This is a genomic window from Dethiosulfatibacter aminovorans DSM 17477 (assembly GCF_900142005.1).
GTDB classification, from domain to species: domain Bacteria; phylum Bacillota; class Clostridia; order Tissierellales; family Dethiosulfatibacteraceae; genus Dethiosulfatibacter; species Dethiosulfatibacter aminovorans.
The window spans coordinates 48,642-74,651 of the sequence record NZ_FQZL01000018.1 but is presented as its reverse complement, the minus strand read 5'-3'; the positions used below and the strand labels follow the sequence as shown (position 1 = coordinate 74,651).

Below are 26,010 nucleotides of genomic sequence, written 5' to 3'. Positions count from 1 at the left end.
TTACAATAGCAGCTACCCATTTTGGAGGCGGGGTATTTGTTGGAGGTATTGAATGGGGTGTTGAAAAAGGAGTTTGGCCAGGCGCGTATGCAGGTATCGGACTCGGTTTGACATGTTTTATTTCAGCAATAATTGCTGGTAAGTTCAGAGAAATCGCCGACGGAATTACACCCCCGGACTTTATTGAACATCGTTATGGTCATTCAAAATTTCTAAGAGGTTACCATGCCATCGTATATATATTAGGCACTGTCGCAATCATCGCATGTCAATTCATGGCATTCGGATCCATGGCAAGCGCTTTTGGTATTTCTTATAAAACTGCCGTTCTCCTGGGTACAGTTGTTGTTATCATCTATACCTATATGGCAGGCATGTGGGGCGTTGCCATCACAGATTTCATACAGCTGGGTATGTGCATCCTCTTTATACCGATTATTGCAGTTCTTGGTGGACAAATCATTGCTGCTGAACATTCCGTAACAATTGGAGATCTGCTCTCTCAACCATTTTTCCCACAAGCCGATTCCACGAGTGATTTCCTGTATACAACCGTACCTTCCGTTCTTGGCTCAATATTTGCCTATGAATATTTCATACGATGGCAATCATCAAAAAACGCAAAGGATGCCAAGAATAGTTGCATATATGCAGGTATAATCCTAATTGCATTGTCCATACCCATTGGTATAATATCTGGAATCGGAAAGGTTATGTATCCCGATACTCCCGCCGGAGATGTTTTGGGAAAAGTTATTACATCCACTTTACCCGGATGGGCCGGAGTTCTGTTTTTAGCAGCGGTATTATCCGCCATCATGTCAACGGCCGACTCGCTGATGACATCACTGGGAGGCATGGTAACACGCGACTTATACCACAAGGTTTTCAATCACGATAAGGATTTTAACGAACTGAAAAACGTTTTACTGTATACAAAACTTACTGCAGTAATCGGATCAATAGGCGGTTGTATTGTTGCACTAAACTTCAGAAGCATACTGGGTGCCCTATTCTGGATGTCTCCTTTGCAAGGTGGAGCTTTATTTGCCCCAGTGGTAATCGGTCTTTTCTGGAAAGGCGCCAACCGTTATGGTGCATTCGCAGCAGTTATAACCGGAGGCTTGATGGCTCTTGTTGACATGAGCGGACTGTATACATGGCCCGAAAGAATGCTTTTCCCAATTCTAGGAAGTGCAATCGCCTTGGTTGTAGTAAGTCTGGTCACAAAGGATATGGAACAAAACAAACTGGAAGCAGTCAACTGACAACAGCAAAAAATTCAGATGGAAGATTCAATATTTGATCTTTCATCTGAACCCAAAACTACGACACAAAAAACCAAGCAATCAATCATGCTTGGTTTTTTAGTTGCGTTCCTGTTATTCATCTGTAATCTTCTCTTAAAAAATCCTAGTGATTTGCAGTCAACTTGGGATTGCTTCTCTTCACCAACACAAGCAGTGCAGGTATGAATATAAGTTGTACAACGATTCCAGGAATTCCAGTTATAACTGCACCCTTAAGATATACAAGGGGCGGTGCAAACTTTATTCCAACTACATTAACAAGTATCATGACCATCATTCCTGCAGCAATCCTTCCTGCAATCATTGCTGTCAGCAGAGTGAATATGGTGTTCAACCTCTTTGAAAGCAATGATACTACAAGTCCGTATACACCAAGCTCGACCATCATTATGAATGCCATGGGCATAAAGACGGGCATTCCCGTCAGTACGCTGCTAAGCAGTGGTGTGATCATACCGACAATCAGAGCAAATACAGGCGACAGTACAAAGCCTGCCATCAAAACAGGGATATGCATGGGAAGAAATATAGGCCCTCCCGCTCCAACTGCATGGAATGCTATGGGGAGCATCACTCCTATGGCGATAAACAAGCCCGCCAATACCGTTTCTCTCGTTCTACTGTTTCTCATAACCTCTCCTTTTTTCTGCCTTCTGCAGACGGTCTGCAAAAAACAAAAAGCCAAATGGATGTCCTACGGGATATCAATTCAGCTTCAGCTTTTATTTATAGAGGATTCTTCCTCAGATCGACTTCGTGTCTATAATAATTATAGCAAATCCATGTAATATGTTCAACCGGATATTATGTGACAATTATCCGTCACAACTCTAATTACTACAACAGATTTATACTATTCAGAAATTCCTCAATCTTGTCAAGAACCTCTTCTATTGTTTCAGATCCGTAGGATATTGTTTCTACAGGGCACATTCCTGTCTTTTCCCTGTTCATGATTTTGGGAACAATCTTTTCAGCTTCAAAATATATGCCGGACCCTTCAAAGATTTCTCTCGTTCCTTCGGAAATCAGCATTGAATAGACTTCCTTAACATTTGCATATTCATAAAGCTGAGCCGCACCCCTTCCTATTACCTTGTCCGCAGCAGAAGCACCACACATTTCTCTCCTGATATCCCGCACTGCTATATATAGAGGATAGATACCTCTTTCTTTGCTTTTGAAAATACACTCGCCATCTTTTACAACAGCCAGTGTAAGACCCTCTTTTTCAAGCATTTCCCTTGCCAGACTTAAATCATTCATGCCGTTCTCCCAATTGTCAGTTTTATTGATTATACATTTTTCACCTTCCATGTTGACATAGCATACAGACTCCTAGTCTTCAAGGAGAAACATGATTTTTGTCAGCAGTTCACTTTCGGGAACCTCTTCTGGTGAATTGTAGTAGAACTCATAAACGACTCCCGTGGGCTCGTAGCCGTTCTCTTCAAGCCACTCGTTAATCGCTTCATAGACAGGCTCCATCTCGTTGTAAGGGCCCTGATACATGCACACAGCCTTCAATCCGGCAGGAATTTCACTTACCTCTATATCGTGAATTCCAGCCAAGGGCTTGGAAGTTGGAAAACCGATTTCAACATCAAGATTATCCATATCCATATTGTAATAGGCTACAAAAGGCATATCCGAAGGTTGTTCACCCATAAGACTCATATGGTTCAAAATAGCCTGATACGAATCCCCTATTTCCTCCGGCAGATCATTGACCGATGTTATCTCCCTAATTGAAAGAACAGGTTGAGCTTCGGTTTCAATTACTTCAATTTCATAATCATAATCCATAATAATCCCTCTCCTGTAAAATTATAGTGCTTTAACTGTCGAAAGAAAGTTTCGTACTCAACTATATTCTTTTAACAGTTAAATCATCGTTAACAAAATTATATCATAAAATTGCAGGAAATTTCTTCCATTTTCATAACAAAAAATCTATTTCTCATCCATCTCTACAAGCTTATACCAATTTATTGCCATTCATCAGAACAGTCTTGTCAATAGCTACAATCAACGTTTACTGCCTTTGAATCAAAAGCAATATTTGACATAAATACAAATTTGTACTATGCTTAAGGAGTGGCAGATTAATTGCCGCCAAAGAAAGTACAAGAGGTATTTTGTGAGTGTAGGATTTCTTAAATAAAGAAAATTTAAATTTTCTCAACAGAGAACAGTAACCTTAACATGTCAGCTGCTTTTGCAGTCGTGTTTTGTTGTACCCAAAATCTGTTGAACAAGAAGAAGTCTTAATCCAGAAAGTAGCTATGCTGCGTTATCGACGAAGTCGATATTCGAGCCGCGCAGGAAAGTTTCTTATCCCGCAAATCACAATGGTTCAAAGTGATTATGCATGTTTTAACTTTCCTAAGCTGGAATAAATTACCAATACAGAAAATGGATTTATAACTGTAGACTTCTACAGTTTTTTTGTTTTTTGTGCTCCGCACCATTATATTTTTGTTAGGATTTCTATAGTTGATGAAATATGCATTTAATTCAAACGGATATTTAATGCCACTATAAGTTTCGTCCTTATTTTTCAACAAACAGTATCCCGTTGAAGCATCGAGATATATTTATAGAAAAATAAACTCAACTACATTGTGGCATTTAAACATAGGAGAGTATCATGAACAAAAAAATCTACGAAAAACTGAACTACTACGAAATCAAGGAAGAACTAAAAAACCACGCCCTCAGCGAACTGGGCAAGGAAAAGATAGAGAGGCTTGAACCCCTGACTTCAAGAAAAGGTATAGAAAACAGTCTTGAAAAGACGACGGAAGCCGTGGAAATACTAAGCCAGGGCCGTGGAGTTCCAATGTACGGACTTTCTGCAGTCAATGCCTACATCGACAAGGCGGACAAGGGAGTTATCCTGAAGCCGACTGAGCTTGTTAAGATTGCAGACTTCCAGAGGGGCTGTCTTTCCATGAAGAAATTCATCCAGGACTTCAGGTACATGGCACCTGTACTGTCTTCATTTTCTGAAAACATCAACGAATGCGGCAGCCTGGAAGATGAAATACTTGCCTGCATCAATGGAGCCGACCTGAGACATGATGCTTCTCCTAGGCTAGGCAAGCTCAACAAGAAGAAGAAAACCACAGAAGACAGAATAAAGACAAAACTAGAAACCCTTATATCAAACTCAAGCTATTCCAAGTATCTCCAGGAATCCTTTGTAGCGGAGAGGATGGGTAAATACACCCTTCCTGTCAAGAGAACATACAAGAGCATGGTTAAGGGATCCATAATAGATGAAAGCTCTACTGGATCAACTGTATTCATAGAACCCGACTCCGTGAAGAAGATTACCCTGGAGCTTGAACAGATAAATTACGAGATACAGGACGAGGAATACCAGATCCTGTCCACGCTGACAGGCTTTGTGTCCATGTACAGGAAAGAGCTTGAAATGAATGCGGAAATAATGAGCGAGTACGACTTTGCCTTTGCAAAGGGGAAATACAGCCTTGCAATAAACGGAAAACGGCCTGAGTTGTCCCCTGGTGACGAGTTTGTAATAAGGAGGGGAAGGCACCCCCTTCTGGTGGATCCCGTACCTCTTGATTTCAATATAGGAGAAGATTTCAGGACACTGGTCATAACAGGGCCAAACACCGGAGGAAAGACCATAGTTCTTAAGACTGTGGGACTCATGACTCTCATGCTCCAGTCGGGTCTTCATCTTCCCGTTGGAGAAGGCAGCATATTCCCTGTTTTCAGCGAGATCTTCGTGGATGTTGGAGATGCACAGGACATAAAGAATTCACTGAGCACATTTTCCGGACATATGAAAAACATTGTGGAGATAACCAATGGAGCCGACTCCAAATCACTGGTTCTTCTCGACGAGATAGGTACGGGAACAGACCCCAGAGAAGGTGCTGCAATAGGTTCTGCAGTACTTGAAGACCTCTATAAAAACGGAGCACTGACAGTAGTCACCACCCACTACTCCAAGATAAAGGATTTCGCAGAGGAAATGAATGGATTCCAGAATGCCAAGATGCTTTTCAATGCAGAAACACTTGAACCATACTACAAGCTTGTCATAGGTGATGCAGGAGAATCAAATGCCCTTTGGATATCGGAGCGCCTTGGTCTCAAGAAATCCATACTCAAGAGGTCTGCGGAGCTTACAGGCGAGAAGGAAGTCTCATCTACCCAGACCATTAGGGCCAGGAACATACAGCCGAAAACAAGAAAGCCCGAAAAGGAGAAGGTTAAAAAACAGAAGAAATTCTTTAAAGGGGACCTTGTAATAAACCTCAATGACAACGAAAAGGCAATATTATTTGAGGGTCCCGACGAGAAAGGCATGGTCAACCTGTCAAGAAACTATGAATTCTTCACCCTCCCTGTCAAGAGAATCAAGCTCATTGGAAAGGCTTCAGACCTATATCCTGCAGACTACGACATGGACCAGCTCTTCTATTCCTTCAAGGTAAGGAAATTCGACAGGGACGTGTCGCGGGGAGGCATAAAGAGCTTCAAGGAACTTAAGGATAGGCTTGAAAAGATCAACAAATAAATTTCCTTCAATATGGAAATTAAGCTTGAATAATACAAAAAAAGTTATATAATAAGAATGTACATATTTTACTATGGACCTGGTTAGGAGAGGTTACTTTTTAGAGATATGCCACTGCCCAGAAACATCGAGAGATGCCAACGGGTCAGCAGATATTATCGATAAGGTTTTATCTAATGTGGCCGGCGAAAGCCTATGCTTTAAAGTGCTAAAACCCAACAGGAACGGGCTAATACCCCTGTGTCTGTTCGGGCACAGGGTTTTTATTTTGTTCAATAAAATTGTAACAAAGCCCAGCCGAACTGTAAACTGAAAAAAGACCGCCCGGTCAAGTTTAATTTATGAATGAAAGGAAGTGAGAAAACAGTGGACGACGGGCCTATACGTAAAAAGTTGTATCAAGATTCAAAAACCCAATATATCCCTGTATTCAGCACTTCTGTCAATAATTGCCGGACTTGTTGAATTGGGGAACCCAATTTAATAAGCGAGGTGAACAAATATGATCAATATCTATAAATCTGTTGACGACAATCTGTTTACTCTGAAGGAAATTGAAGACGGTGCCTGGATAAGTCTTGTAGATCCAACACCCGAAGAGCTTGAATTTGTTGAAGACGAGCTGGACGTGGACATCGACTTCCTGAGAGCTGCACTTGACGAAGAGGAATACTCACGTATAGAGATAGAAGGCGACCAGAAACTGATTCTGGTGGATATACCCTATCTTGACGACGAAGATGAGGAACACCCCTTCTATTCGACCCTGCCTTTCGGCATAATACTGGCTGGAAAGAACATCATTACAGTATGCCTAAAGAACACAATCGTAATAGACCAGTTCGAGAAGAACAGCGTCAGGTCATTCTATACATTCATGAGATACAGGTTTGTGCTGCAGCTTTTGTTCAAAATATCCAAGAGATACCTTCTCTATCTCAAACAGATAGACAGAATGAGCACAAATATAGAAAGACAGCTTCACAAATCAATGAAGAACAGGGAGCTCATACAGCTTCTGGACCTTGAGAAGTCCCTTGTGTACTTCAATACTTCACTGAAGGGAAATGAAGTGGTCCTCAACAAGATGCTCAAGATTGATGCCATAAAGCTTTATCCCGATGACGAAGACCTTCTTGAGGATGTAATAATCGAAAACAAGCAGGCCATCGAGATGGCCACCATATACAGCGGAATACTGAGCGGAATGATGGATGCCTTTGCTTCCGTAATCTCAAACAATCTGAACATAGTCATGAAGATGCTGACTTCAATCACAATCGTCATGGCAATACCGACCATGATAGCAAGCTTCTACGGAATGAACGTAAGATGGCTCCCCATGGCAAACAATCCAAATGCCTTCTGGATAATAATGGTGATAGCAGGAGCTCTTTCCCTTGTTGCCGGCGTTATCCTTACGAAAAAGAAGATGTTTTAACGTATATTGAAACCCAGGCTTCCTGAATTCCAGGAAGCCTTATTTATTTTAAAGACGAATACCCAGATAGGGTATTCCCCATTGATAAATCCGCCTTCATGTGTTAAAATATAAAAACAATACGTCAGGCCTTTCGCTTGATAAGGGGGTAAGACTATGAAATCCAAAAAAATGCTTGATCTTCAAAAATGGGCTGTAGTTGGTGCAACACAAAAAAAGGACAAGTTCGGGTACAAGATGTTCAAGTCTCTATTGGACAATGGAAACATTGTTTATCCCGTAACTCCTAAATATGACGAAATTGACGGAATAAAGGCATACAAGTCAATCAAGGATATTCCTGACAGAATAGATGTGGTAGGTTTTATTGTAAATCCGGAAGCCGGACTTAAGCTTATTCAGGATGTCATTGACCTGGGAATCCAAAACATATGGATGCAGCCCGGAACAAGGGACCCTAGAATAATCGATATTGCAATGGACAACGATATAAATATAGTGTTCTCATGCGTAATGGTGGAACTTGACAACATGGACAAGGGATTTCTGTAGAATCCAGCAAACACCTTATGGATGAATTATAGAAGAATAAAGGCAAGGGCCGCTTCAAAAAGAAGCCCCTTGTCTTTTTTATTGCCTGCCATCTTCGTGTTAATATTTTGTCATACTTTTCATTTGATAACATTTAATTTATAAATGCATTATAAATATTACCAATTCAAACATAGTTCTCAACAAAAGCTCCCCTCATAAAAATTTATGAGGATATGTCAAAACGGCATATCTGGGATAAATCAGCCATACATGTTGATACCACAGGTATATACTTATTTTAAAGAAATATTTTTTCACTCATTTTGTATCATATTGCGGGATATTGTATTATATTATAATGTTTTTGTTGACACAACCTTTCCACTGTGTTAATGTGATTATAAAGTCAATAATTGTTAAGGAATTAACATTCACTTTAATTGCATTTAATAATCACATAACAATTAATCTAAAAAAATAAACATCTATCCAACAAGGAGGAAATTTTCAAATGAAGAAACAATTAAGAAAGGTAACAATGGACGGCAATACGGCTGCTGCCTATGCCTCTTATGCCTTTACTGAAGTTGCAACCATCTATCCAATAACGCCATCGAGCCAGATGGCTGAACTTGTAGACGAATGGAGCGCAAATGGCGTTAAGAACATCTTTGGGGAAACCGTAGAAGTTAGAGAACTTCAAGCCGAAGGTGGCGCTGCCGGAGCACTCCACGGAGCCTTGCAGGGTGGTGCCTTATGCTCAACCTATACAGCCAGCCAAGGCCTCATGCTGATGCTTCCAAACATGTACAAGATTGCAGGAGAACTTCTTCCCGGAGTATTCCATGTAAGTTCGAGAGCTGTTGCCTCAAATGCTCTTTCAATATTTGGTGATCACCAGGATGTAATGAGCTGTCGTCAAACCGGATTTGCCCAGCTTGCTTCAGGCAGCGTACAGGAAGCCTTCCACATGGCTTGTGTTTCACACCTTGCTGCAATCAAAAGCAGAATTCCTTTCCTGCATTTCTTTGACGGATTCAGAACAAGTCATGAATACCAAAAGATTGAAGTGCTTGAATATGACGATTTGAAAGAACTTGTCGACTTTGACATGGTGAAAAGTTTCAGAGAAAATGCTCTTAACCCTGATCACCCTGCCATAAGAGGTACTGCACAAAATCCTGACATATATTTCCAGACAAGGGAATCTGTAAACAAGTTCTATGATGCCATTCCTGGAATCGTGGAAAAATACATGAACGACATCAATGATCTGTGCGGAACTGACTACAAGCTTTTCAACTATTACGGAGCTGATGATGCGGAAGATGTTATCGTATCCATGGGATCCTCTACCGGAGTTGTGAAGGAAACCATAGACTATATGAATGCAAGAGGCGAAAAGTTTGGTTTGCTTGAAGTTCATTTATACAGACCTTTTGCTGCGGATTACTTCCTAAAGGAACTGCCCGAATCCGTAAAAAGAATCTGCGTACTTGATAGGACAAAAGAGCCTGGTGCTATGGGAGAGCCTCTATACCTCGACATTAGAAACGTATTTGCAGACATTGAGAACTCTCCACTTGTTATAGGTGGCCGTTACGGTCTTGGTTCCAAGGACTTTACACCGTATGACGTTATGGCTGTATACGAGAACCTGAGAAGCGAAGAAGCGAAAAACAACTTCACAGTTTCAATAAACGATGATGTTACAGGTCTTTCTCTGCCAAAATATGAAAAACAATTCTCATCTACACCGGAAGAAAACTTCTCCTTCAAGTTCTGGGGACTTGGTGCAGACGGTACGGTAGGTGCCAACAAATCAGCCGTTAAAATCATAGGTAACCATACGGACTACAATGCCCAGGCATACTTTGCATATGACTCAAAGAAATCTGGTGGTGTTACTATTTCACACCTTAGAATGGGACCAAAACCCATCAAGGGTTCATACCTGATTTCATCAGCAAACTTCATAGCATGCCACAACCAGTCATATGTGGATAAATACGACCTCATTGGAGATCTCAAGGAAGGCGGTACTTTCCTTCTGAATACAATCTGGACTGCAGATGAACTGGAAGAAATGCTTCCAGGCAGCCTAAAGCGCAGAATTGCGGAGAAAAAAGCGAAATTCTATACACTGAATGCCGTTGACATAGCAAGAGAAGTCGGTCTTGGCGGTCGTATAAACATGATTATGCAGGCAGGATTCTTCAAACTAAGCGGAGTTCTTCCAGCTGATGATGCAGTAAAATACCTTAAGGAAGAAGTAGAAAAGTCATATGGACACAAGGGTCAAAGCATAGTTGACATGAACAACGCAGCAATCGACAAAGGCGTTCAGATGATAAATGAAATAGATGTTCCAGCAAGCTGGATCAATGCAGAATTGGAAACAACTGAGCATCCTGAAGACATGCCTGATTTCGTTAAAAACGTAATGAAGAAAATTGCCCGTCAGGAAGGAAACGAACTGCCTGTATCAACATTCAACGGCAGAGAAGACGGAAGCTTCCCGGACAGTATAACCAAGTGGGAAAAACGTGGTATTGCAATTGATGTACCTTCGTGGAACAAAGACAAGTGTATTCAATGCAACCAGTGTTCCTATGTCTGTTCACACGCTGTAATAAGACCGACACTTGTAAGTGACCTTGAAGCCAAAAACGCTCCTGATTGTTATGAAATGATGGATGCAAAAGGCTACGAAGGCATGAAGTATCATCTGGCCCTTTCTGGTATGGACTGTACAGGATGCGGTGTCTGCGTCAAGGCTTGTCCTGTAGATGCACTTGAAATGGTCACTTTCGAACCTATGAAAGAAGCGATGAACACAAACTGGGATTACACTGAAAAGAATGTATCACCTAAGGAAATAAGCGACAAGCAGAAATACACTGTAAAAGGAAGTCAGTTCCTGAAGCCTTATGTTGAATTCAGCGGTGCCTGTGCAGGCTGCGGAGAGACACCATATGTGAAACTTATGACTCAGCTCTTCGGAGACAGAATGATGATTGCAAACTCTGCAGGATGCACCCATATCTGGGGTGGTTCTCCAGAAGTTCCATATACGACAAATACAAAGGGCCACGGTCCGTCATGGGGTTGTTCCCTCTTTGAAGATACAGCCGAGTACGGCTACGGAATGTTCCTTGGTAACTCAGCTGTTAGGAAGCGTCTTAGAAGCAAGGCTCTGGAAGCCGTTTCAGAACTTCCGGACGGAGAACTAAAGGATGCATTGTCTGACTGGGAAGTCCACTTCGACGTAAGTGAAGATACAAGGGAAAGAGCTGAAAGAGTCATCGAGGTACTTAAATCAACCGAGGATATCAAGTCGGAAGCCGTTAAGGAAATTGCCAACAGGACAGACTACCTAGTAAAACCTTCGCAATGGATTATCGGAGGAGACGGATGGGCTTATGACATAGGCTACGGCGGACTTGACCATGTACTTGCATCAGGTGAAAATGTAAATGTTATAGTAGTGGATACCGAGGTATATTCAAATACGGGAGGACAGTCTTCAAAAGCTACTCCAACAGCAGCAGTTGCACAATTTGCAGCAAGCGGCAAGAAAACCAAGAAGAAAGACCTTGGAATGATGGCCATGAGCTACGGCTACGTATATGTGGCGCAAATATCAATGGGTGCCAACAGGAACCAGACACTTAAGGCAATCAAAGAAGCGGAAGCTTACGATGGTCCATCATTGATCATCGCCTACGCTCCATGTGTAAACCATGGAATCAAAGGTGGCATGAGCAATTCACAAATTCGTGGAGACGAAGCTGTCAAGAGCGGATACTGGCATTTGTACAGGTTCAATCCTGAGCTTAAGGAAATTGGACAAAATCCATTCATGCTGGATTCAAAAGCTCCAACTGAAAGCTTCAGAGAGTTCCTAATGAATGAAGTTAGATATACTTCCCTGGCGAAGAAATTCCCGGAAACTGCCGAAGAGCTTTTCGCCAAGGCAGAACAGGATGCCAATGAAAGATATGAAGCTTATGAGAGACTCGCAAACAGGGAGTACCCAGCAAAAATTGAAAGCATAAGTTAAATCAAACAGTCCAACATACACTATTTTGCCATTTTGTATTAGGATAAGAAGCCCCCGCCGTTACGGCAGGGGCTTCTCTATACTGCAAGTTTTTTGCATAAAGCACACATAATCTAGGCCATTTTCTTTTTTCGAATCTTTTAACCCCTTGCTTCCATTGCAAGCATTTCCGTTTCTATCTTGTTGGATAGGATATATGGTACAAACATAAAGGCTGAAAGGGCCAGTGTAAGTATATCTGATATGAGTTGGGTGGCAAGTATTCCATGAACTCCCAACAGCGACGGCACAATTAGTATTACGGGAACGAAGAAAAATCCCTGCCTGGCTATGGACAATACCATGGATTCGCGTCCCTTGCCGAGAGCCTGGTAGAATGTTGCTATTGTATTGTTGACAGACATCAGCACCATCGCTATGGAATAATACTTCAATCCCATGATCCCATATGCAGCCACGTCTTCTGCCGCCCTGAAAATGCCAAAGAGTTGACTGGAGAATATATTCATGAAAAGCACGCTTGCAATTGTAACAAAGGATGACAACATCATGGCATACTTAAAGGCACCCATAACACGTTCCTTGTTCCCTGCACCGTAGTTGTATCCTGCGACAGGCTGGAATGCCTGCCCTATGCCGAACACTACATACATGGGCATTATTACTATCCTGAATAGTATTCCAACGGCAGCCAGCAATGTTCCTCCGCTATAGGTGAATGCCGCATTGCTGAGTAGACCAAAGGAAATGCTTGCAAAAAGCTGCCTGAACAAGGTCGGAATGCCGACTCTGAATATCTCCCTGTATATGTCAAGAGAAGGTCTGAAATTCCTTGCTCCTATGTGCAGAAGAGATTTTCCGGCCATATACCTGCTGACAAGTATGGATGTAGTTACTGCTCTTGAAATCGTAGTGGCCATTGCCGCCCCTGCAATACCCAGATCAAGCACGAATATGAATATGGGATCAAGGATTATGTTAAGTGCCGATCCGATGATCATGCCCGTCATGGAAATCACGGCAGACCCCTCGGCCCTTAGAAGATTGTTCATGGTGATATTAAGGAGGGCAAATATGGTGCCAAGAAGGATATAGAGACAGTAGCTTTTCGCAAGGTCAAGTATCTCACCTTCTCCTCCAAAGAATATCAGTATGGGTTCCATATATACAATGGCAACAATTGTAATTAATAAACTGACTATTACCATTGAATATATGGATACTGTTGCAGCCTTATCCGCATCTTTTTTTCTGTCCATGCCAAGAAGTCTGGATACATAGCTTGCACTTCCATGTCCCGCTGCAGCACCAAAAGCCTGAACCGTCATCATGACGGGCATTACCAGCGTTGCCGCTCCCGCTTCGGCAGTTCCAAGCCATGAAACAAACATTGTATCTACAAAGTTATAGACCGCCAACACTATGAGTCCCACCACTGCAGGCAATGACAGCCTGTTTATGGCCGTGCTTATCTTTTCATCTCTGAACAGTATAATTCTTTTGTCTTCCATAGTTTACTCCTAAAATCACTGCCTAATTTCATGAAAATGTGCAAATAGTGCTTCCAGTGAAGTAATTATGAATAACAGCGCTCGACTTGGAGGTCCGAAAATCATCTTCATCAATTACAGATTTTCGTTCCGACGGAGTAGGGAGCTGTTATTCATAATTACTGAACGATTTACATTCGCAAATCATGCAGTGAAAATGACAGGCGTCCATTTATCCCTCGAGTATATATGAGCGCCTGTCATTTTGTCAATCCCTCATTCACAGTCTTATATTTATACACCATCTATACTTATCCCCTCGTATTTCTGCAAGTTAAAAGCCCCTGCAAAAGCAGGAGCCCAAACTGGTCAGTCATTTATTAATAAGAGGATATGGTGTTATCCTATTATACAAATTAATACCCTTCAAAGAAGCAAGCAAGGCTCGGTTCCTTCTGGATGTAGTTTTCCATCTTTCTTACATCGTATCTGATAAGGTTGTCCAAGACTTCCTTGTCTATATCTTCACCAACTATTTGGTGGCTTACAGTCTGGATCAACCTTGAAACTACAAGCTTGAACATGTTTGAGTTGATTCCGCCATATCCTTTGGAAACATAATATGAATGTGCCCTGTTTCCGACTCTTTCAGCCATTTCCTCCAGATCAGCAACACCCTCAGGGTTTTGAATCCTGTTCTTGAGATAGTCCTTGTTGAAAAGCAACTTGTAGCTGAGTTCAGAAATGGACTCTCCAAGATTGTCCTTGTCGCTAAAGTTTGTTCCCACTAAAAAATTGTATATGCTGTCTTCATATCTTTTCATAATAGTCCTCCTGTAATTTTAATAGTCTAAGAAAGTTATAAATTTGTAATCCCTTGAATCATTGGTATTACAGCGTCAAGGTAACTTTCTATGACCTCTTAAAAAATGCTTGCGCATTTTACGCAGCGCAGCTGCTTTCTTGTCTACAACTACAATATGTTAACAAGTCCATCCCAAAACTATTGGGATTCGACGATTCATCTCTTTTCTTTTGGATGAAATCTTCTATGGCTACATCTTACTCCCTCCGTCAAGGATTCTCAATGAATATCTTTTAATCAGCCGTATTTGCCACTTGAAACTTCAATTTGACGTTTTGAACGGCAAACGATTTCCTGCCGCCGCATATTTTACCGTTCAACACCCAAATCCGACCATTCACAGCTTCTTCAATACCCTTCAAAGAAACAAGCCAAACTTGGTTCTTTTTTGATGTAGTTCTTCATCTTTCCTACATCATATCTGATAAGCTCGTCAAAGGCTTCCTTGTCTATGTCTCCGTTCGCTATCTGGTGGCCTACCGTATGGACAAGCCTTGAAACAACCAGCTTGAACATGTTTGCATTGATTCCATCGTATCCCTTGGAAACAAAATATGCATAGGCTCTATTCCCTACTCTTTCACTGAGTTCCTGAAGGTCTGTCACACCCTCCGGATTATGCATCCTGTTCTTCAGGTAATCTTTGTTGAAAAGGAGCTTGTAGCTGAATTCAGAAACCGATCCTCTCATGCTTTTGCTGTCCATGAAATCAGTTGTTACAAGAAAATTGTATATTTTATCTTCAAATCTTTTCATTCCATCCTCCATAATTTTTTTATTTTCTGTTTTGTTATCATATTAATAAATGATGCTTGTTTTTTAAATTTGATTTGACTTGATCAAGTCGTCAACTACTGTCCTGTCCACCAAGGTGCTCAAATCCCCAAGGTCCTTCTTTCCTTCCCCTATATTCCTCAATATCCTTCTCATAATCTTGCCGCTTCTCGTCTTTGGCAGACCTTTCATGAATATGATTTTCTCCGGCGACGCGAACTTTCCTATTTCATCCCTGACGGCTTCCTTGATTTCAGCCTTCAGATCGTCGGTCTGCTCCACGCCTTCCTTAAGGGATATGAAGAGGCATATTACGCTTCCCTTGATGCTGTCGCTGCATCCGATGGCTGCAACTTCAGCTACGGAATCGTTTGTGAGAACGGCACTTTCAACCTCGGCGCTTCCCAGCCTGTGTCCCGAGATGTTTATTACATCATCAACCCTGCCTGTCACCCAGATATATCCGTTTTCATCCTTGATTGCACCGTCTCCGGTGAAATACATGCCTTCGAAATTGCTCCAGTAGGTGTTCACATAACGTTCCTCGTTCTTGTATACGTTCCTGAGCATGGACGGCCAGGGCTCCTTTACGACCAGGTATCCGGATCCTCCATTGGATACGGGAGTTCCATCCTCGTCCACAACCTCTGCACTGACTCCGGTGATCGGCTTGGTCGCACACCCGGGAGCAAGAGGTGTCTTTCCAGGAATGGGCGAGATCATTATGCTTCCCGTTTCAGTCTGCCACCAGGTGTCCACTATAGGGCACCTTTCTCCGCCGATCTTTTCAAAATACCACTTCCACACCTCGGGATTTATAGGCTCTCCAACTGATCCCAGTAGCCTCAGGCTTGAAAGGTCCTTGTCCTCTGTATATTCATCTCCCCATTTTATAGCCATCCTGATGGCTGTAGGAGATGTATAGAGTATGGTCACCCCATATTTCTCAATTATGTCCCATATCCTGTCCTTATCGGGATGGTTGGGTGCTCCTTCATATATAACAACCGTAGATCCGTGGGACAGGGGTCCGTATACTATGTAGCTGTGTCCCGTTATCCAGCCGACATCCGCAGTACAGAAATATACATCCTCGTCCCTTATGTCAAAAACCCTTCTGAAGGTCGAATTGACACCGGTCATGTATCCTCCTGTAGTATGTACTATGCCCTTTGGCTTTCCCGTCGTCCCGCTTGTGTATAAAAGAAACAGCGTATCTTCTGAATCCATTACTTCAGGCTCGCTGACATTCTTTTTCCAGTCCCTGTCAGCCCAGTCCATGAGTTCGTCATACCAGTAGTCCCTGTCCTTTTCCATGAAAATATGATGCTTTGTTCTCTTTACCACAATTACATTCTCAACGAATTCATTCTCGTCAACAGCCTTGTCCACATTGGTCTTTGAAGGCACTACCCTTCCCCTTCTCCAGTAGCCGTCAACAGTAATGACCACCTTCGATTCCGAGTCGTTTATCCTGTCCTTCAGTGCATTTGATGAAAAACCTCCGAATACAACGCTGTGGGGCGCACCAATCCTTGCACAGGCAAGCATTGCCACTATTGTCTCGGGAATCATGGGCATATATATTGTAACGATGTCACCCTTCTTCACATTCATCCTTTTGAGGACGCTTGCAAATTTGGAAACTTCCCTGTAAAGGTCGTTGTATGTTAGTACTCTCTGGTCCCCAGGCTCTCCTTCGAATACTATGGCAGCCTTGTTTCTTGTCCAGCTGCCCAGGTGCCTGTCTATGCAGTTGTAGGACGCATTGAGCTTTCCACCCTCGAACCACCTGTAGAATGGAGCCTCCCCTTCAAGTACCGTTTGATAATCCTCCTGCCAGCTGATGTTTTTTGATTCTCCTTCCCAGAACTTCCTGTTGTCCGCAACAAGTTCAACAGGCTTGACCTTTCTATTTCCTGCAAATTCTATACTCTTAAAATATAAATCATTATACCTTCCTATTCTCACTTCACTCATAAGATCACCTCTTCGTATTTTCTTTCTGAACACATGTTACAACCGTGTCCAAAATTCCTCAATCACAATCTTTTTATCAGCATCAATTGGCTATTGAAACGTTCATTTTGCAAGGCAAACGGTTTCCAGTTGCATACAGAAAAATCCCTATGCCGTTCACCTTCGATATTCAACCGTTCACACCTGGAATACGGACAATCAACGGTTTTATTTTGCAATCCCCATTCATTCTAGTATAATATTAATAAGGCATAATTTTAACAATCGTTGAACGATAGCAAAGTTATATTTAAACTATGGTTGAACGATGAATAAATAATAGTGAAGCAAAACAATCGTTTAGCTATCGTTAATAAAGGAATGATTAAATGAAATATCTGAAACTCAACTATGAACTTATTTTCATATATATTCTTGTTCTCCACGTTACACTCTTCGGAGGACTCTTCGCAATAGATCCAAATCACTGGAACTACTATCTGATACTTATGGTGTTTAGTTTCACGTTAAATTCACTGATACTATATTCATACAACCACCTTCACAACAAGAAGGTGGAACAAAGCATGGACGAATTCAAAACCCTTGAAGACACCATAAGGATAGCAGATAAGACCATGCCTCTTTTCAGCCAGGGGCTGAACGAGGAGACAGCATACAAGATAGCCAACACGGTGAAGATAATGACAAATGCACCTTCCGTTGCCATTACCGACAAGAAAAACGTTCTGGCCTTCATCGGCGCAGGTTGTGAGAAGCATCCTGTTGGATATCCAATAAAGACACAGGCCACCTTGGATGCACTGAAATCCGGAGAGATAAAGATAATAAGGAGCAAGGAAGAATTCAACTGCACAGTCAACAACTGCAACTGTCCCCTTGAATCAGCCATAATAGTCCCTCTTTCAAACCAGCATGAAGTCATAGGAAGCCTGAAAATATATGAAACACATAAGGGAGAAGTACAGGAAGACAAGATAAGACTTGCATCAGGCATGGGAAAACTCCTCAACATGCAGATAGAACTTGCCGAGCTTGACAGACAAAGACAGCTTGCAACATCTGCAAAGCTTGACGCCCTTCAGGCACAGGTAAATCCACACTTCCTCTTCAACGCCCTGAATGCAGTAAGCATGTATATTACGAAGGATCCAAAATATGCAAAGAAACTTATCGTGAAACTTTCTCAGCTGCTGAGGTACATGCTTAAAAATACAGGACGATTCATAACACTTAAAGAGGAAATTTCCCATATAGAAAACTATGTGGCACTGGAAAACGCAAGATTCCAGGACAAGATAGAAATACTCTATGACATCGACAAGGATCTTGGCAAGCTTAAGATTCCCGTTCTTTCCATACAACCACTGGTACAGAATTCCATTCTCCACGGACTTATACCAAAAGAAGGAAAGGGAACGGTAACAATATCCGCCCACAAGGTTGATGACAAGGTTCTAATAAGCGTCACAGACAACGGAGTCGGAATAATGGAAGGGGACGTGGAAAAGGTGTTCACCTCCGGCTACGGCAAGGGCTGCGGCGTTGGCGTACCCAATGTGAACGAAAGACTCAAGATGCTTTACGGCAAGGATTACAGCCTGGAAATAAGGAGCAAATTCGGAGCAGGTACCAAAGCCTACTTTTCGGTACCTTTCAACAAGGAGGGTTGATTTGAATGATTTTGAGAGCACTCATAGTTGACGATGAATATCCGGCAAGAGAAGAGCTGAGATACCATCTGAAGGAATATGACAACATAAAGATAGTGGGAGAAGCTGGAAGGGTATCCGAAGCGATGGAACTCATAGATGCATTACATTACGACGTTGTCTTTCTGGATGTGAACATGCCGTCGGAAAGCGGCATTGACCTTGGAAAGAAGCTCCTTGAAAGGGAAAATCCTCCCTGCATAATATATGTTACGGCATACGAGGAATACGCAATTGAAGCCATTGATGTAAATGCCGTCGGCTATGTCCTGAAGCCAATAGACGAGGACAAGCTGAAAAGGGCCATAGAAAAGGTTACAAGACTTCTTGAAAGGAAGGATTCAACCGAAACACTGCCTTCCAAAACGGAAGAGCAGCCAGCCAGGGAACTAAAACCCGTAGTCCCCATAAATTCAGGAGTTTCAGGTAAGATCTCCGCCTTTGAAAACGACAAGACCGTTCTTATCGATACGGATGAAATCTACTATGCCTATGTGGATACAAACTATGTATTCATAAAAAAATTCCACAGCAAGCTCATAACAAAATACACACTTTCAAGACTTGAAGAGAAGCTGTCGGGTGAAAACTTCATGCGCATAAGCAGAAGCCATCTTGTCAATGTAGGCAAGATAAGGGAAATCTCCCCATTCTTCAACGGAAGGTGCACCATCACACTGTCCGACAAGGAGGGGACCAAACTCCAGGTAAGCAGAAGACAGTCATCAGAGCTCAAAAAGCTCTTCGACATATAGCCTAAGGAACACACCCAGTTCTGTGGCGAGAAAAAATTTTCCTTAATGATATGTAAACAGTTGCAGAAATACAGCTGTCGGCCCAGTCGATTAGCTGTATTTTTGCGTGCAGATGTTTCCGAAAGGAATATGCTAAGCTTAAGCATGCGGTTTATGGAAACGAACGGTATTTCCCGGGAAATGATTGCTCCATTCGCATTTTCTTGCCGCTGACAAGACGCCATTCCGTACTTCAGCACCCAATAGTCCCCATACAAAAGTTATTCGTTGAGGATTTCCTTCGTGTTGCAGTAAACTTGACTCATAAAGAAAAGGGAGGAATCATAATGAATGCAATCAATACGAAAGAACAAAACGAAATGCAAAGAATCACAAGAAAATTCTGGGAGAAGAACCTGAAACTCATTACTGCATCAATGGTCATATGGTTTGCTTCGTCATACGGCATAGTGATACTGCTTGGGGATGTTCTAACAGATGTCAAATTTCTTGGATGCACCCTTCCCTTCTGGTTTGGTCAGCAGGGATCAATAATGGTATTTTTTCTGCTGGTACTGAACTATGCAGTGAGGATGGACAGGATTACAAAAAGCCTGAAGAGGGAGTATGAAAGCAGTACAATAACAGACATAAACGAGAAAGGAGCTTAATGACATGGTAGAAAGATATACACTTATACTCATAGCAATAACATTCGGAATATACATTCTCATAGGAATAAGATCCCGTGCAAAGGACACCAAAACCTTCTTCATAGCCGGAAACGAGATTCCCACCATAGTAAACGGAGCTGCGATAGCGGCTGACTGGATGTCTGCGGCATCATTCATATCCATGGCAGGACTTATATCCTTCCTTGGATACGACGGAGCGATATATCTCATGGGATGGACTGGAGGATATGTCCTTCTGACCCTAATGATAGCTCCATATCTGAGAAAATTCGGGAAATACACAGTTCCCGATTTCATAGGCGACCGCTTCAACTCTTCAACTGCGAGGCTCATAGCTGCAATCTCCACCATATTCGTATCAATAACCTACGTTGCAGGACAGATGAGAGGTGTCGGGATAGTGTTCAGCAGGTACCTGCAGATAGACATTACCTACGGAATATTCATAGGAATGGCCATAGTCGCCTTTTTTGCAGTAATAGGAGGAATGAAGGGTATCACCTGGACCCAGGCAATGCAGTATGTGGTTCTGATAACGGCCTTTCTCATACCTGCAATTGCAATAGCCATGAAGCTTACGGGAATGCCTGTTCCACAGCTTGCATTTGCTTTTTCCGACATAACGGAAAAGCTCAGCAAAATACAGGTGGACCTGGGTATGAAAGAGTACCTGCAACCCTTCCAGAACTACTCCAAGCTCAACATGTTCATGATGACCTTGGCTCTCATGGCGGGAACTGCCGGTCTTCCCCACGTAATCGTAAGATTTTATACAGTTAAGACGGTAAAGGCTGCCCGATGGTCGGGAGTATGGGCTCTTCTTTTCATCATGCTCCTCTACACCACCGCACCTGCCTTGGCGTCATTTGCAAAATACAATATAATAGACAGCATAAACGACAAGCCTGCGGAAGTAGTTGACAATATAGAATGGGTTGACAAGTGGAAGAGTACAGGTCTTCTGGCTCTTGAAGACGCTGACGGAAACGGCGAGTATGACATGGGCTCGGAAGGCGAAGTTGCCATCGATAAGGACATCATTGTGCTCTCCACTCCCGAAGTTGCAAACCTGAGCCCAATGGTAATAGCCCTTGTTGCAGCAGGGGCCCTGGCAGCGGCACTTTCCACGGCATCTGGACTGCTTCTTGCAATGTCAAGCGCTGTATCCCACGACATCTACTACCGGATCTTCAACAAGGATGCAACGGAAAAACAGCGGCTAAAGATTGCACGGATAACAATCCTACTTGCCGTATGTGTTGCAGGATGGCTTGGAGTCAATCCTCCGGGCTTCGTTGGAGAGGTTGTTGCCCTTGCCTTCGGACTTGCTGCAGCAAGTATCTTCCCAGCAATACTTCTTGGGATATTCGACAGGGAGATGAACAATTCGGGAATAATAGCAGGCATGCTGACAGGACTTTTATTCACTGTATCAATGATAGGAATGATGTGTTCCACCAAGATATTCGGCACGACCCAGCCGCTCCTGAAAGATTTCTTCGGCATCAATGCACAGGGCGTCGGAATAGTCGGTATGGTACTTAACTTCTCGGTATCACTGGTGGTTTCAAGGCTTACCGCAAGCCCCTCTGAGGACATGAAGTCAATAGTTGACAATATAAGGGTACCTGAGGGGATTTTTCAGGAAAATTAGTAAAAGCAAGTCTTTTACTACACCATAATTTACTAAATTACGATGTAGTAAATTATGATTAATTAAAAATATACACTTAATATTCAATTTCTAGTCTTATTTTATCTAAAATTAAAAATTGCTGCACGGTCTAACCGTTCAGCAATTTTCTTTACAAAGCCCTGTCTTTCCTGCATTCATCCTCAATAATATCGCAGAGATCCTCCCATTTCGAGAAAAACGGGGAGTGACCGCTGTCGATGGACCTTACGCATTCAAATTTCATCCTCTTCATGTAGTATCTTTGGAGCTTGGGAGTCAACATCCTGTCCCTCAATGTTTCAACATAGACCTTTGGTATGTTTCCTAGTCTTTTATCTGTCCACTTTATCTTGGAAAACATGGGCCTGATTGGTTCATTGGTAACGAAAGTATTTCTGAAAGCACTCTTTTTATCATCCATTTTCTCATAATTCTCGCCGTCCATTAGAACATCAATAGTAGCGTATCCCTTGATAATCAGCTTCCAGCTTTTTGAAAGCTTCCTTCCTAGGGCAAAGCTTAAAAGTCCGAATCTGCTTGTTATCATTCTGTATCTTCTTTTGGGAATAACGGCACAAACATATATGACCTTTTCAAACAGTTCCGGTCGCATTTCTCCTGCAACCGTAACAGCACATCCTCCAAGGGAATGGCCTATGAGCACAGATGGACCGTCCATCTTTTCAGCTTCCTTTATTATATCCTCACCATACTTTTTCATGGTTACATCGAAGGCATTGCCGTAGTCATCGGTATGTCCGCTAAGGGTTACTGCCACCACATTGTTTCCTCTGTCCCTCAAGCATTCCGTCACCCTTGACCAGCAATTGCCGTCGCTGTAGGCACCATGGACCAGGATTATATTCATGTCTTTCATCACTTCCTATCAGTCAATGGATTAATATATCCATTATATACCCTTGGTGTACCCTGTCAAGAACAACAATTACATCATGCCTTCCAATTCTTTTATTGTGTTTTCAAAACCATTTTATTTGCCACAGCTGCAGCCGTTTCCTCCCGTCTGTCCATAGGGGCAGCCTATGCATTTGTTGCCTTTTTTCTTTTCATGCACTATCTTAAGTACTGCACCTGCAAACATCGCTGCCAATACAATTATCAATACAGCATTTACCATTTATCTCATCCCCTCGCATTCACTGCAAACTTGAGTCTTTCTTTCTCTTTTCCTTTGTTCATCAGGTAGATAACATATCCTGTCATGGCAGCCACGGCTATCAATCCGGGTACAAATCCTGTTCCCTTAGTCCCTTCAGTTACTAGAGTACCTACATGATAAGTTACGAAGGCAACCACATATCCCATTCCAAACTGGAATCCGATAGCTCCCCAAAGCCATTTTTTCGACTCCAGCTCTGCGTTCATTGCTCCAATTGCCGCAAAGCAAGGAGGCGTAAACAGGTTGAACATCAAATATGCCAGCGCTGCCGCTGAAGTAAGTCCCATTATCTGCGCCACATCAGTACCGCCTTGAACAAGGGCAAGTTCCTCAGTATCAATGAAGTTGGTAATGCCGTAAACTACAGCAAGTGTTCCAACGACATTTTCCTTTGCAATAAAGCCGGTAATTGCCGCTGCAGCCAACTGCCATGCTCCAAACCCAAGAGGTATGAGCAGGTAGGCAAAAGGGGAAGCTATGCTGGCGAGGATACTTGTACTTTCAGCCCCTTCAGCAACAACTTCAAAGTTCCAGTTGAATGTCTGCATTATCTGTACCGCCGCATTACAGAGGAGTATGATGGTTCCCGCCTTGATGATGAATGCCTTACCCTGGGACCACATTGATATAGCAGCTCTTTTTATGCTTGGGATCCTGTACTCGGGAAGTTCCATAATGAAGAATGATTTCGCATTCTTTTCTCCTGTTATCCTTATTACTACCATGGCACCCAGAATTATAATTCCAATTCCAAGGAAATACATCGATGTTCCAACAAGGGCCGAATCATTGAAGAACACTCCTGCAAACAACGCTATTACCGGAAGCTTTGCTCCACAAGGCATAAAAGGTGTCAGCATTGCAGTAGTCCTTCTCTGTCTTTCATTTTTGATTGTTCTTGTAGCCATTACACCGGGAATTGCACAACCTGTACCTATTATCATAGGAATGATTGATTTACCGGACAATCCAACCTTTTTGAAAAATCTGTCCATAACCACGGCAACTCTTGCCATGTATCCACAATCCTCAAGTAAAGCAAGCAGGAAGAACAATACCATAATCAATGGAAGGAATCCAACAACCGCTCCAACCCCTCCGATTATTCCATCAAGAAGCAGGGCTTTAAGTACAGGAGAAGCCGCCTCTCCAAGCATGCCTTCAACTGCGGCGTACAATCCGTCAATCCAGCCAACGAACATGTCGGCAAGAACCGGCCCTAAATGCGCCTGAGATATGGAGAACACACACCACATAATCAGGGCGAATATGGGTATACCGAGCCATCTATGGGCAACCACCCTGTCAAAGGCATCCTGTCTTGTCTGCCTGGCGCTGTCAATTTTCTTTTCTTCTACCTTGTCAACGATCTTCTTTACAAATTCATATCTTTTCTTGTCCGAATCCTCTACCTGGCTTCTTGCGGACATATCCACGCCTTTAGCGTCAAATGGAGCAACCTGTTTCTTACCGCTGGCTTCAACCGCCGTTGATATCAGTTTTTCAAGACCGTTGTCTCCGCCCTTTGTTGATACCGTATTTACAACATCACAACCTAAAAAGGATGATAAAAGCTTGATATCGATTTTCGTATCCTTTTTCTCAACCAGATCGCTCTTGTTTAGGGCAACCACAACAGGTATTTCCAATTCCAGAAGCTGGGTGGTAAAAAACAAGCTTCTGCTCAAATTAGTTGAATCAACTATGTTGATAATTACGTCAGGATTCTCGTTTTTCACAAAGGTGCTTGTAATGCTTTCCTCTGATGTAAACGGCGACATGGAATAAGCTCCCGGCAAGTCAACCGCCACTATATCCATATCTTTCTTGTTCAGCGATTTCTTGATGTCGCCTTCTTTCTTTTCAATTGTAACCCCCGCCCAGTTCCCGACACGCTCTATCTTGCCTGTAATGGCATTAAATAGGGTAGTCTTTCCACTATTAGGATTACCCGTCAGTGCAATTTTCATAATATCCTCCAAATAATTTAGCATTTAATATTGCATTTTTATTTTTATTCCAACCTCATTTCTTTGACAATGCAGGTCAGTTGATAAACAAACTCATTGTTGCCCCAAGTTAACTTCGTGGTCAAAAACCAATCCGGCAAAAACCGGATTTAAAAACTATACTATAATAGCTTCCGCCAATTCTCTGTCGATACTGTACCTGGCATCCTTTATGGAAACGACATAGTTGTCCGCAAGAATCGAGATAATAGTTATACTCTCGCCTTCATAGCATCCCAATGTGAAGAGGAAGTCTTTCATCTCGTCATCATCAGTGTCAATACGCTTGACAGAATACCCCCTGTTGACTCTCGCCTTGGTCAAATTTCTGTCTCCGCCTCTGTTCCTTCTTTTATTGGCAAATCCATCATTAAATATTGATCTCATAGAACTCACACTCACTGCCATATAAACCTCCCCTGGCAATGGCCAGATTGCCATCATGCCAAATATCCATATTACAAAATATAGATGTTAATTATTAAACAAACCACAAGTTAACCTTGCCTAACAATAACATAGTATAATATTTGAGAATGGTTGTCAACAAGAAGAGTTATGGTTTATTCCCCATAACTCTTCCCGATCAACCTTTCTTTATGCATTCATTATTTTTAATCAGGTACTCCTCTATGGCTTCTATCATTTTTTCACTTACCACATGTTCAATGCGACATGCATCCTTGTCTGCATCCTCGGGTTTCATATTCAACGAGTGCTCCAGAAACCTCATAATGAGACCATGATTCCTGTAGATTCTTTCGGCTACTTCCCTTCCTTTTTCAGTAAGTACTATTGATCCATAGGGTTCCTTGTCTACATATCCTTGTTCCCTCAAATATTTAGTTGCCTTGGTGACACTTGGCTTTGAAACGTTCAGTTCCTTGGCTATATCCGTAACATGGGCATGCCCGTATCTCTTTTCAAAGATTAAAATTGTCTCAAGATACATTTCCATCGATTCGTTGTTTACCATTTTATCCTCCCGAG

Annotated in this window: 21 protein-coding genes and 1 riboswitch; of the genes, 9 read left to right on the top strand and 12 right to left on the bottom strand. The window is 42.4% G+C overall.

What is annotated here, in order from left to right; all coding sequences use genetic code 11:
* On the top strand, positions 1-1,268 hold a 1,268-nt coding region (locus BUB05_RS11960), incomplete at its 5' end, for a sodium:solute symporter family protein (protein WP_073049849.1).
* A 145-nt stretch (positions 1,269-1,413) separates the two neighbouring features.
* Here the strand turns inward: BUB05_RS11960 and BUB05_RS11955 are convergent.
* The 3 genes from BUB05_RS11955 to BUB05_RS11945 all read right to left on the bottom strand — a co-directional run bounded on the left by BUB05_RS11955 (position 1,414) and on the right by BUB05_RS11945 (position 3,116).
* On the bottom strand, positions 1,414-1,941 hold the full coding sequence (locus tag BUB05_RS11955; RefSeq protein ID WP_073049848.1) for an ECF transporter S component: 528 nt from the start codon (positions 1,939-1,941) through the stop codon (positions 1,414-1,416).
* A gap of 206 nt (positions 1,942-2,147) precedes the next feature.
* Positions 2,148-2,576 carry a DUF1893 domain-containing protein gene (locus BUB05_RS11950; protein ID WP_073049854.1) on the bottom strand — a complete coding sequence of 143 codons (429 nt, stop codon included), beginning with the start codon at positions 2,574-2,576 and terminating at the stop codon, positions 2,148-2,150.
* Between the two features lie 72 nt (positions 2,577-2,648).
* Positions 2,649-3,116 carry a GyrI-like domain-containing protein gene (locus BUB05_RS11945; RefSeq protein ID WP_073049847.1) on the bottom strand — a complete coding sequence of 156 codons (468 nt, stop codon included), beginning with the start codon at positions 3,114-3,116 and terminating at the stop codon, positions 2,649-2,651.
* 844 nt (positions 3,117-3,960) lie between these two features.
* Between BUB05_RS11945 and BUB05_RS11940 the strand changes: the two genes are divergently transcribed.
* The 4 genes from BUB05_RS11940 (at position 3,961) to nifJ (ending at position 11,906) form a co-directional block, all read left to right on the top strand.
* Complete coding sequence (locus BUB05_RS11940; RefSeq protein WP_073049846.1) at positions 3,961-5,868, top strand: endonuclease MutS2; 1,908 nt, start codon at positions 3,961-3,963, stop codon at positions 5,866-5,868.
* Between the two features lie 72 nt (positions 5,869-5,940).
* A riboswitch (M-box (ykoK) riboswitch) is annotated at positions 5,941-6,103 on the top strand.
* 267 nt (positions 6,104-6,370) lie between these two features.
* A complete protein-coding gene (locus tag BUB05_RS11935) occupies positions 6,371-7,309 on the top strand; it encodes a magnesium transporter CorA family protein (RefSeq protein WP_073049845.1) in 939 nt (312 codons plus the stop codon).
* A gap of 156 nt (positions 7,310-7,465) precedes the next feature.
* Positions 7,466-7,861, top strand: a complete 396-nt coding sequence (locus BUB05_RS11930) for a CoA-binding protein (RefSeq protein WP_073049844.1) — start codon at positions 7,466-7,468, stop codon at positions 7,859-7,861.
* 493 nt (positions 7,862-8,354) lie between these two features.
* The gene (nifJ, locus tag BUB05_RS11925; RefSeq protein WP_073049843.1) at positions 8,355-11,906 is read left to right on the top strand and encodes a pyruvate:ferredoxin (flavodoxin) oxidoreductase; all 3,552 of its coding nucleotides are present in this window, start codon (positions 8,355-8,357) and stop codon (positions 11,904-11,906) included.
* A 140-nt stretch (positions 11,907-12,046) separates the two neighbouring features.
* Here the strand turns inward: nifJ and BUB05_RS11920 are convergent, their stop codons facing one another.
* The 4 genes from BUB05_RS11920 to acs form a co-directional block, all read right to left on the bottom strand.
* Positions 12,047-13,417, bottom strand: coding sequence for an MATE family efflux transporter (locus BUB05_RS11920; protein ID WP_073049842.1), 1,371 nt, complete (start codon positions 13,415-13,417; stop codon positions 12,047-12,049).
* A gap of 395 nt (positions 13,418-13,812) precedes the next feature.
* Positions 13,813-14,220 (bottom strand): hypothetical protein, encoded by a 408-nt coding sequence (locus tag BUB05_RS11915; RefSeq protein WP_073049841.1) that lies wholly within the window; start codon positions 14,218-14,220, stop codon positions 13,813-13,815.
* A gap of 389 nt (positions 14,221-14,609) precedes the next feature.
* Complete coding sequence (locus BUB05_RS11910; protein ID WP_073049840.1) at positions 14,610-15,017, bottom strand: hypothetical protein; 408 nt, start codon at positions 15,015-15,017, stop codon at positions 14,610-14,612.
* Between the two features lie 63 nt (positions 15,018-15,080).
* Positions 15,081-17,015: an acetate--CoA ligase gene (gene acs, locus BUB05_RS11905; protein WP_073049839.1), complete on the bottom strand. Its 1,935-nt coding sequence runs from the start codon at positions 17,013-17,015 to the stop codon at positions 15,081-15,083.
* A 368-nt stretch (positions 17,016-17,383) separates the two neighbouring features.
* Here acs and BUB05_RS11900 point away from each other — a divergent pair, with 368 nt between their 5' ends.
* From BUB05_RS11900 to BUB05_RS11885, 4 genes are all read left to right on the top strand, one after another.
* Entirely contained in the window at positions 17,384-18,688 is a 1,305-nt protein-coding gene (locus tag BUB05_RS11900) for a histidine kinase (RefSeq protein ID WP_073049838.1), read from the top strand.
* 5 nt (positions 18,689-18,693) lie between these two features.
* Complete coding sequence (locus BUB05_RS11895; RefSeq protein WP_073049837.1) at positions 18,694-19,482, top strand: LytR/AlgR family response regulator transcription factor; 789 nt, start codon at positions 18,694-18,696, stop codon at positions 19,480-19,482.
* A gap of 326 nt (positions 19,483-19,808) precedes the next feature.
* A complete protein-coding gene (locus tag BUB05_RS11890) occupies positions 19,809-20,132 on the top strand; it encodes a DUF4212 domain-containing protein (RefSeq protein WP_245819874.1) in 324 nt (107 codons plus the stop codon).
* Positions 20,133-20,136: 4 nt separating this feature from the next.
* Positions 20,137-21,810 (top strand): sodium:solute symporter family protein, encoded by a 1,674-nt coding sequence (locus tag BUB05_RS11885; protein WP_073049836.1) that lies wholly within the window; start codon positions 20,137-20,139, stop codon positions 21,808-21,810.
* Positions 21,811-21,961: 151 nt separating this feature from the next.
* Here BUB05_RS11885 and BUB05_RS11880 read toward each other — a convergent pair whose 3' ends face one another.
* From BUB05_RS11880 to BUB05_RS11865, 5 genes are all read right to left on the bottom strand, one after another.
* Positions 21,962-22,699: an alpha/beta fold hydrolase gene (locus BUB05_RS11880; RefSeq protein WP_175548559.1), complete on the bottom strand. Its 738-nt coding sequence runs from the start codon at positions 22,697-22,699 to the stop codon at positions 21,962-21,964.
* Between the two features lie 123 nt (positions 22,700-22,822).
* Positions 22,823-22,969, bottom strand: coding sequence for a FeoB-associated Cys-rich membrane protein (locus BUB05_RS18565; RefSeq protein WP_139258005.1), 147 nt, complete (start codon positions 22,967-22,969; stop codon positions 22,823-22,825).
* A gap of 5 nt (positions 22,970-22,974) precedes the next feature.
* A complete protein-coding gene (gene feoB / locus BUB05_RS11875; protein ID WP_073049834.1) occupies positions 22,975-24,981 on the bottom strand; it encodes a ferrous iron transporter B in 2,007 nt (668 codons plus the stop codon).
* 156 nt (positions 24,982-25,137) lie between these two features.
* The gene (locus BUB05_RS11870; protein WP_342747107.1) at positions 25,138-25,428 is read right to left on the bottom strand and encodes a FeoA family protein; all 291 of its coding nucleotides are present in this window, start codon (positions 25,426-25,428) and stop codon (positions 25,138-25,140) included.
* A 178-nt stretch (positions 25,429-25,606) separates the two neighbouring features.
* On the bottom strand, positions 25,607-25,996 hold the full coding sequence (locus tag BUB05_RS11865; protein ID WP_073049833.1) for a metal-dependent transcriptional regulator: 390 nt from the start codon (positions 25,994-25,996) through the stop codon (positions 25,607-25,609).
* Positions 25,997-26,010 lie beyond the last annotated feature (14 nt).

What these genes read in the sequence shown, in the direction of transcription:
- BUB05_RS11955 (WP_073049848.1), bottom strand. Translation starts at nt 1,941, where the DNA reads ATGAGAAACAGTAGAACGAGAGAAACGGTATTGGCGGGCTTGTTTATC.
- BUB05_RS11950 (WP_073049854.1), bottom strand. Translation starts at nt 2,576, where the DNA reads ATGAATGATTTAAGTCTGGCAAGGGAAATGCTTGAAAAAGAGGGTCTT.
- BUB05_RS11945 (WP_073049847.1), bottom strand. Translation starts at nt 3,116, where the DNA reads ATGGATTATGATTATGAAATTGAAGTAATTGAAACCGAAGCTCAACCT.
- BUB05_RS11940 (WP_073049846.1), top strand. Translation starts at nt 3,961, where the DNA reads ATGAACAAAAAAATCTACGAAAAACTGAACTACTACGAAATCAAGGAA.
- BUB05_RS11935 (WP_073049845.1), top strand. Translation starts at nt 6,371, where the DNA reads ATGATCAATATCTATAAATCTGTTGACGACAATCTGTTTACTCTGAAG.
- BUB05_RS11930 (WP_073049844.1), top strand. Translation starts at nt 7,466, where the DNA reads ATGAAATCCAAAAAAATGCTTGATCTTCAAAAATGGGCTGTAGTTGGT.
- nifJ (WP_073049843.1), top strand. Translation starts at nt 8,355, where the DNA reads ATGAAGAAACAATTAAGAAAGGTAACAATGGACGGCAATACGGCTGCT.
- BUB05_RS11920 (WP_073049842.1), bottom strand. Translation starts at nt 13,417, where the DNA reads ATGGAAGACAAAAGAATTATACTGTTCAGAGATGAAAAGATAAGCACG.
- BUB05_RS11915 (WP_073049841.1), bottom strand. Translation starts at nt 14,220, where the DNA reads ATGAAAAGATATGAAGACAGCATATACAATTTTTTAGTGGGAACAAAC.
- BUB05_RS11910 (WP_073049840.1), bottom strand. Translation starts at nt 15,017, where the DNA reads ATGAAAAGATTTGAAGATAAAATATACAATTTTCTTGTAACAACTGAT.
- acs (WP_073049839.1), bottom strand. Translation starts at nt 17,015, where the DNA reads ATGAGTGAAGTGAGAATAGGAAGGTATAATGATTTATATTTTAAGAGT.
- BUB05_RS11900 (WP_073049838.1), top strand. Translation starts at nt 17,384, where the DNA reads ATGAAATATCTGAAACTCAACTATGAACTTATTTTCATATATATTCTT.
- BUB05_RS11895 (WP_073049837.1), top strand. Translation starts at nt 18,694, where the DNA reads ATGATTTTGAGAGCACTCATAGTTGACGATGAATATCCGGCAAGAGAA.
- BUB05_RS11890 (WP_245819874.1), top strand. Translation starts at nt 19,809, where the DNA reads ATGAATGCAATCAATACGAAAGAACAAAACGAAATGCAAAGAATCACA.
- BUB05_RS11885 (WP_073049836.1), top strand. Translation starts at nt 20,137, where the DNA reads ATGGTAGAAAGATATACACTTATACTCATAGCAATAACATTCGGAATA.
- BUB05_RS11880 (WP_175548559.1), bottom strand. Translation starts at nt 22,699, where the DNA reads ATGAATATAATCCTGGTCCATGGTGCCTACAGCGACGGCAATTGCTGG.
- BUB05_RS18565 (WP_139258005.1), bottom strand. Translation starts at nt 22,969, where the DNA reads ATGGTAAATGCTGTATTGATAATTGTATTGGCAGCGATGTTTGCAGGT.
- feoB (WP_073049834.1), bottom strand. Translation starts at nt 24,981, where the DNA reads ATGAAAATTGCACTGACGGGTAATCCTAATAGTGGAAAGACTACCCTA.
- BUB05_RS11870 (WP_342747107.1), bottom strand. Translation starts at nt 25,428, where the DNA reads ATGGCAGTGAGTGTGAGTTCTATGAGATCAATATTTAATGATGGATTT.
- BUB05_RS11865 (WP_073049833.1), bottom strand. Translation starts at nt 25,996, where the DNA reads ATGGTAAACAACGAATCGATGGAAATGTATCTTGAGACAATTTTAATC.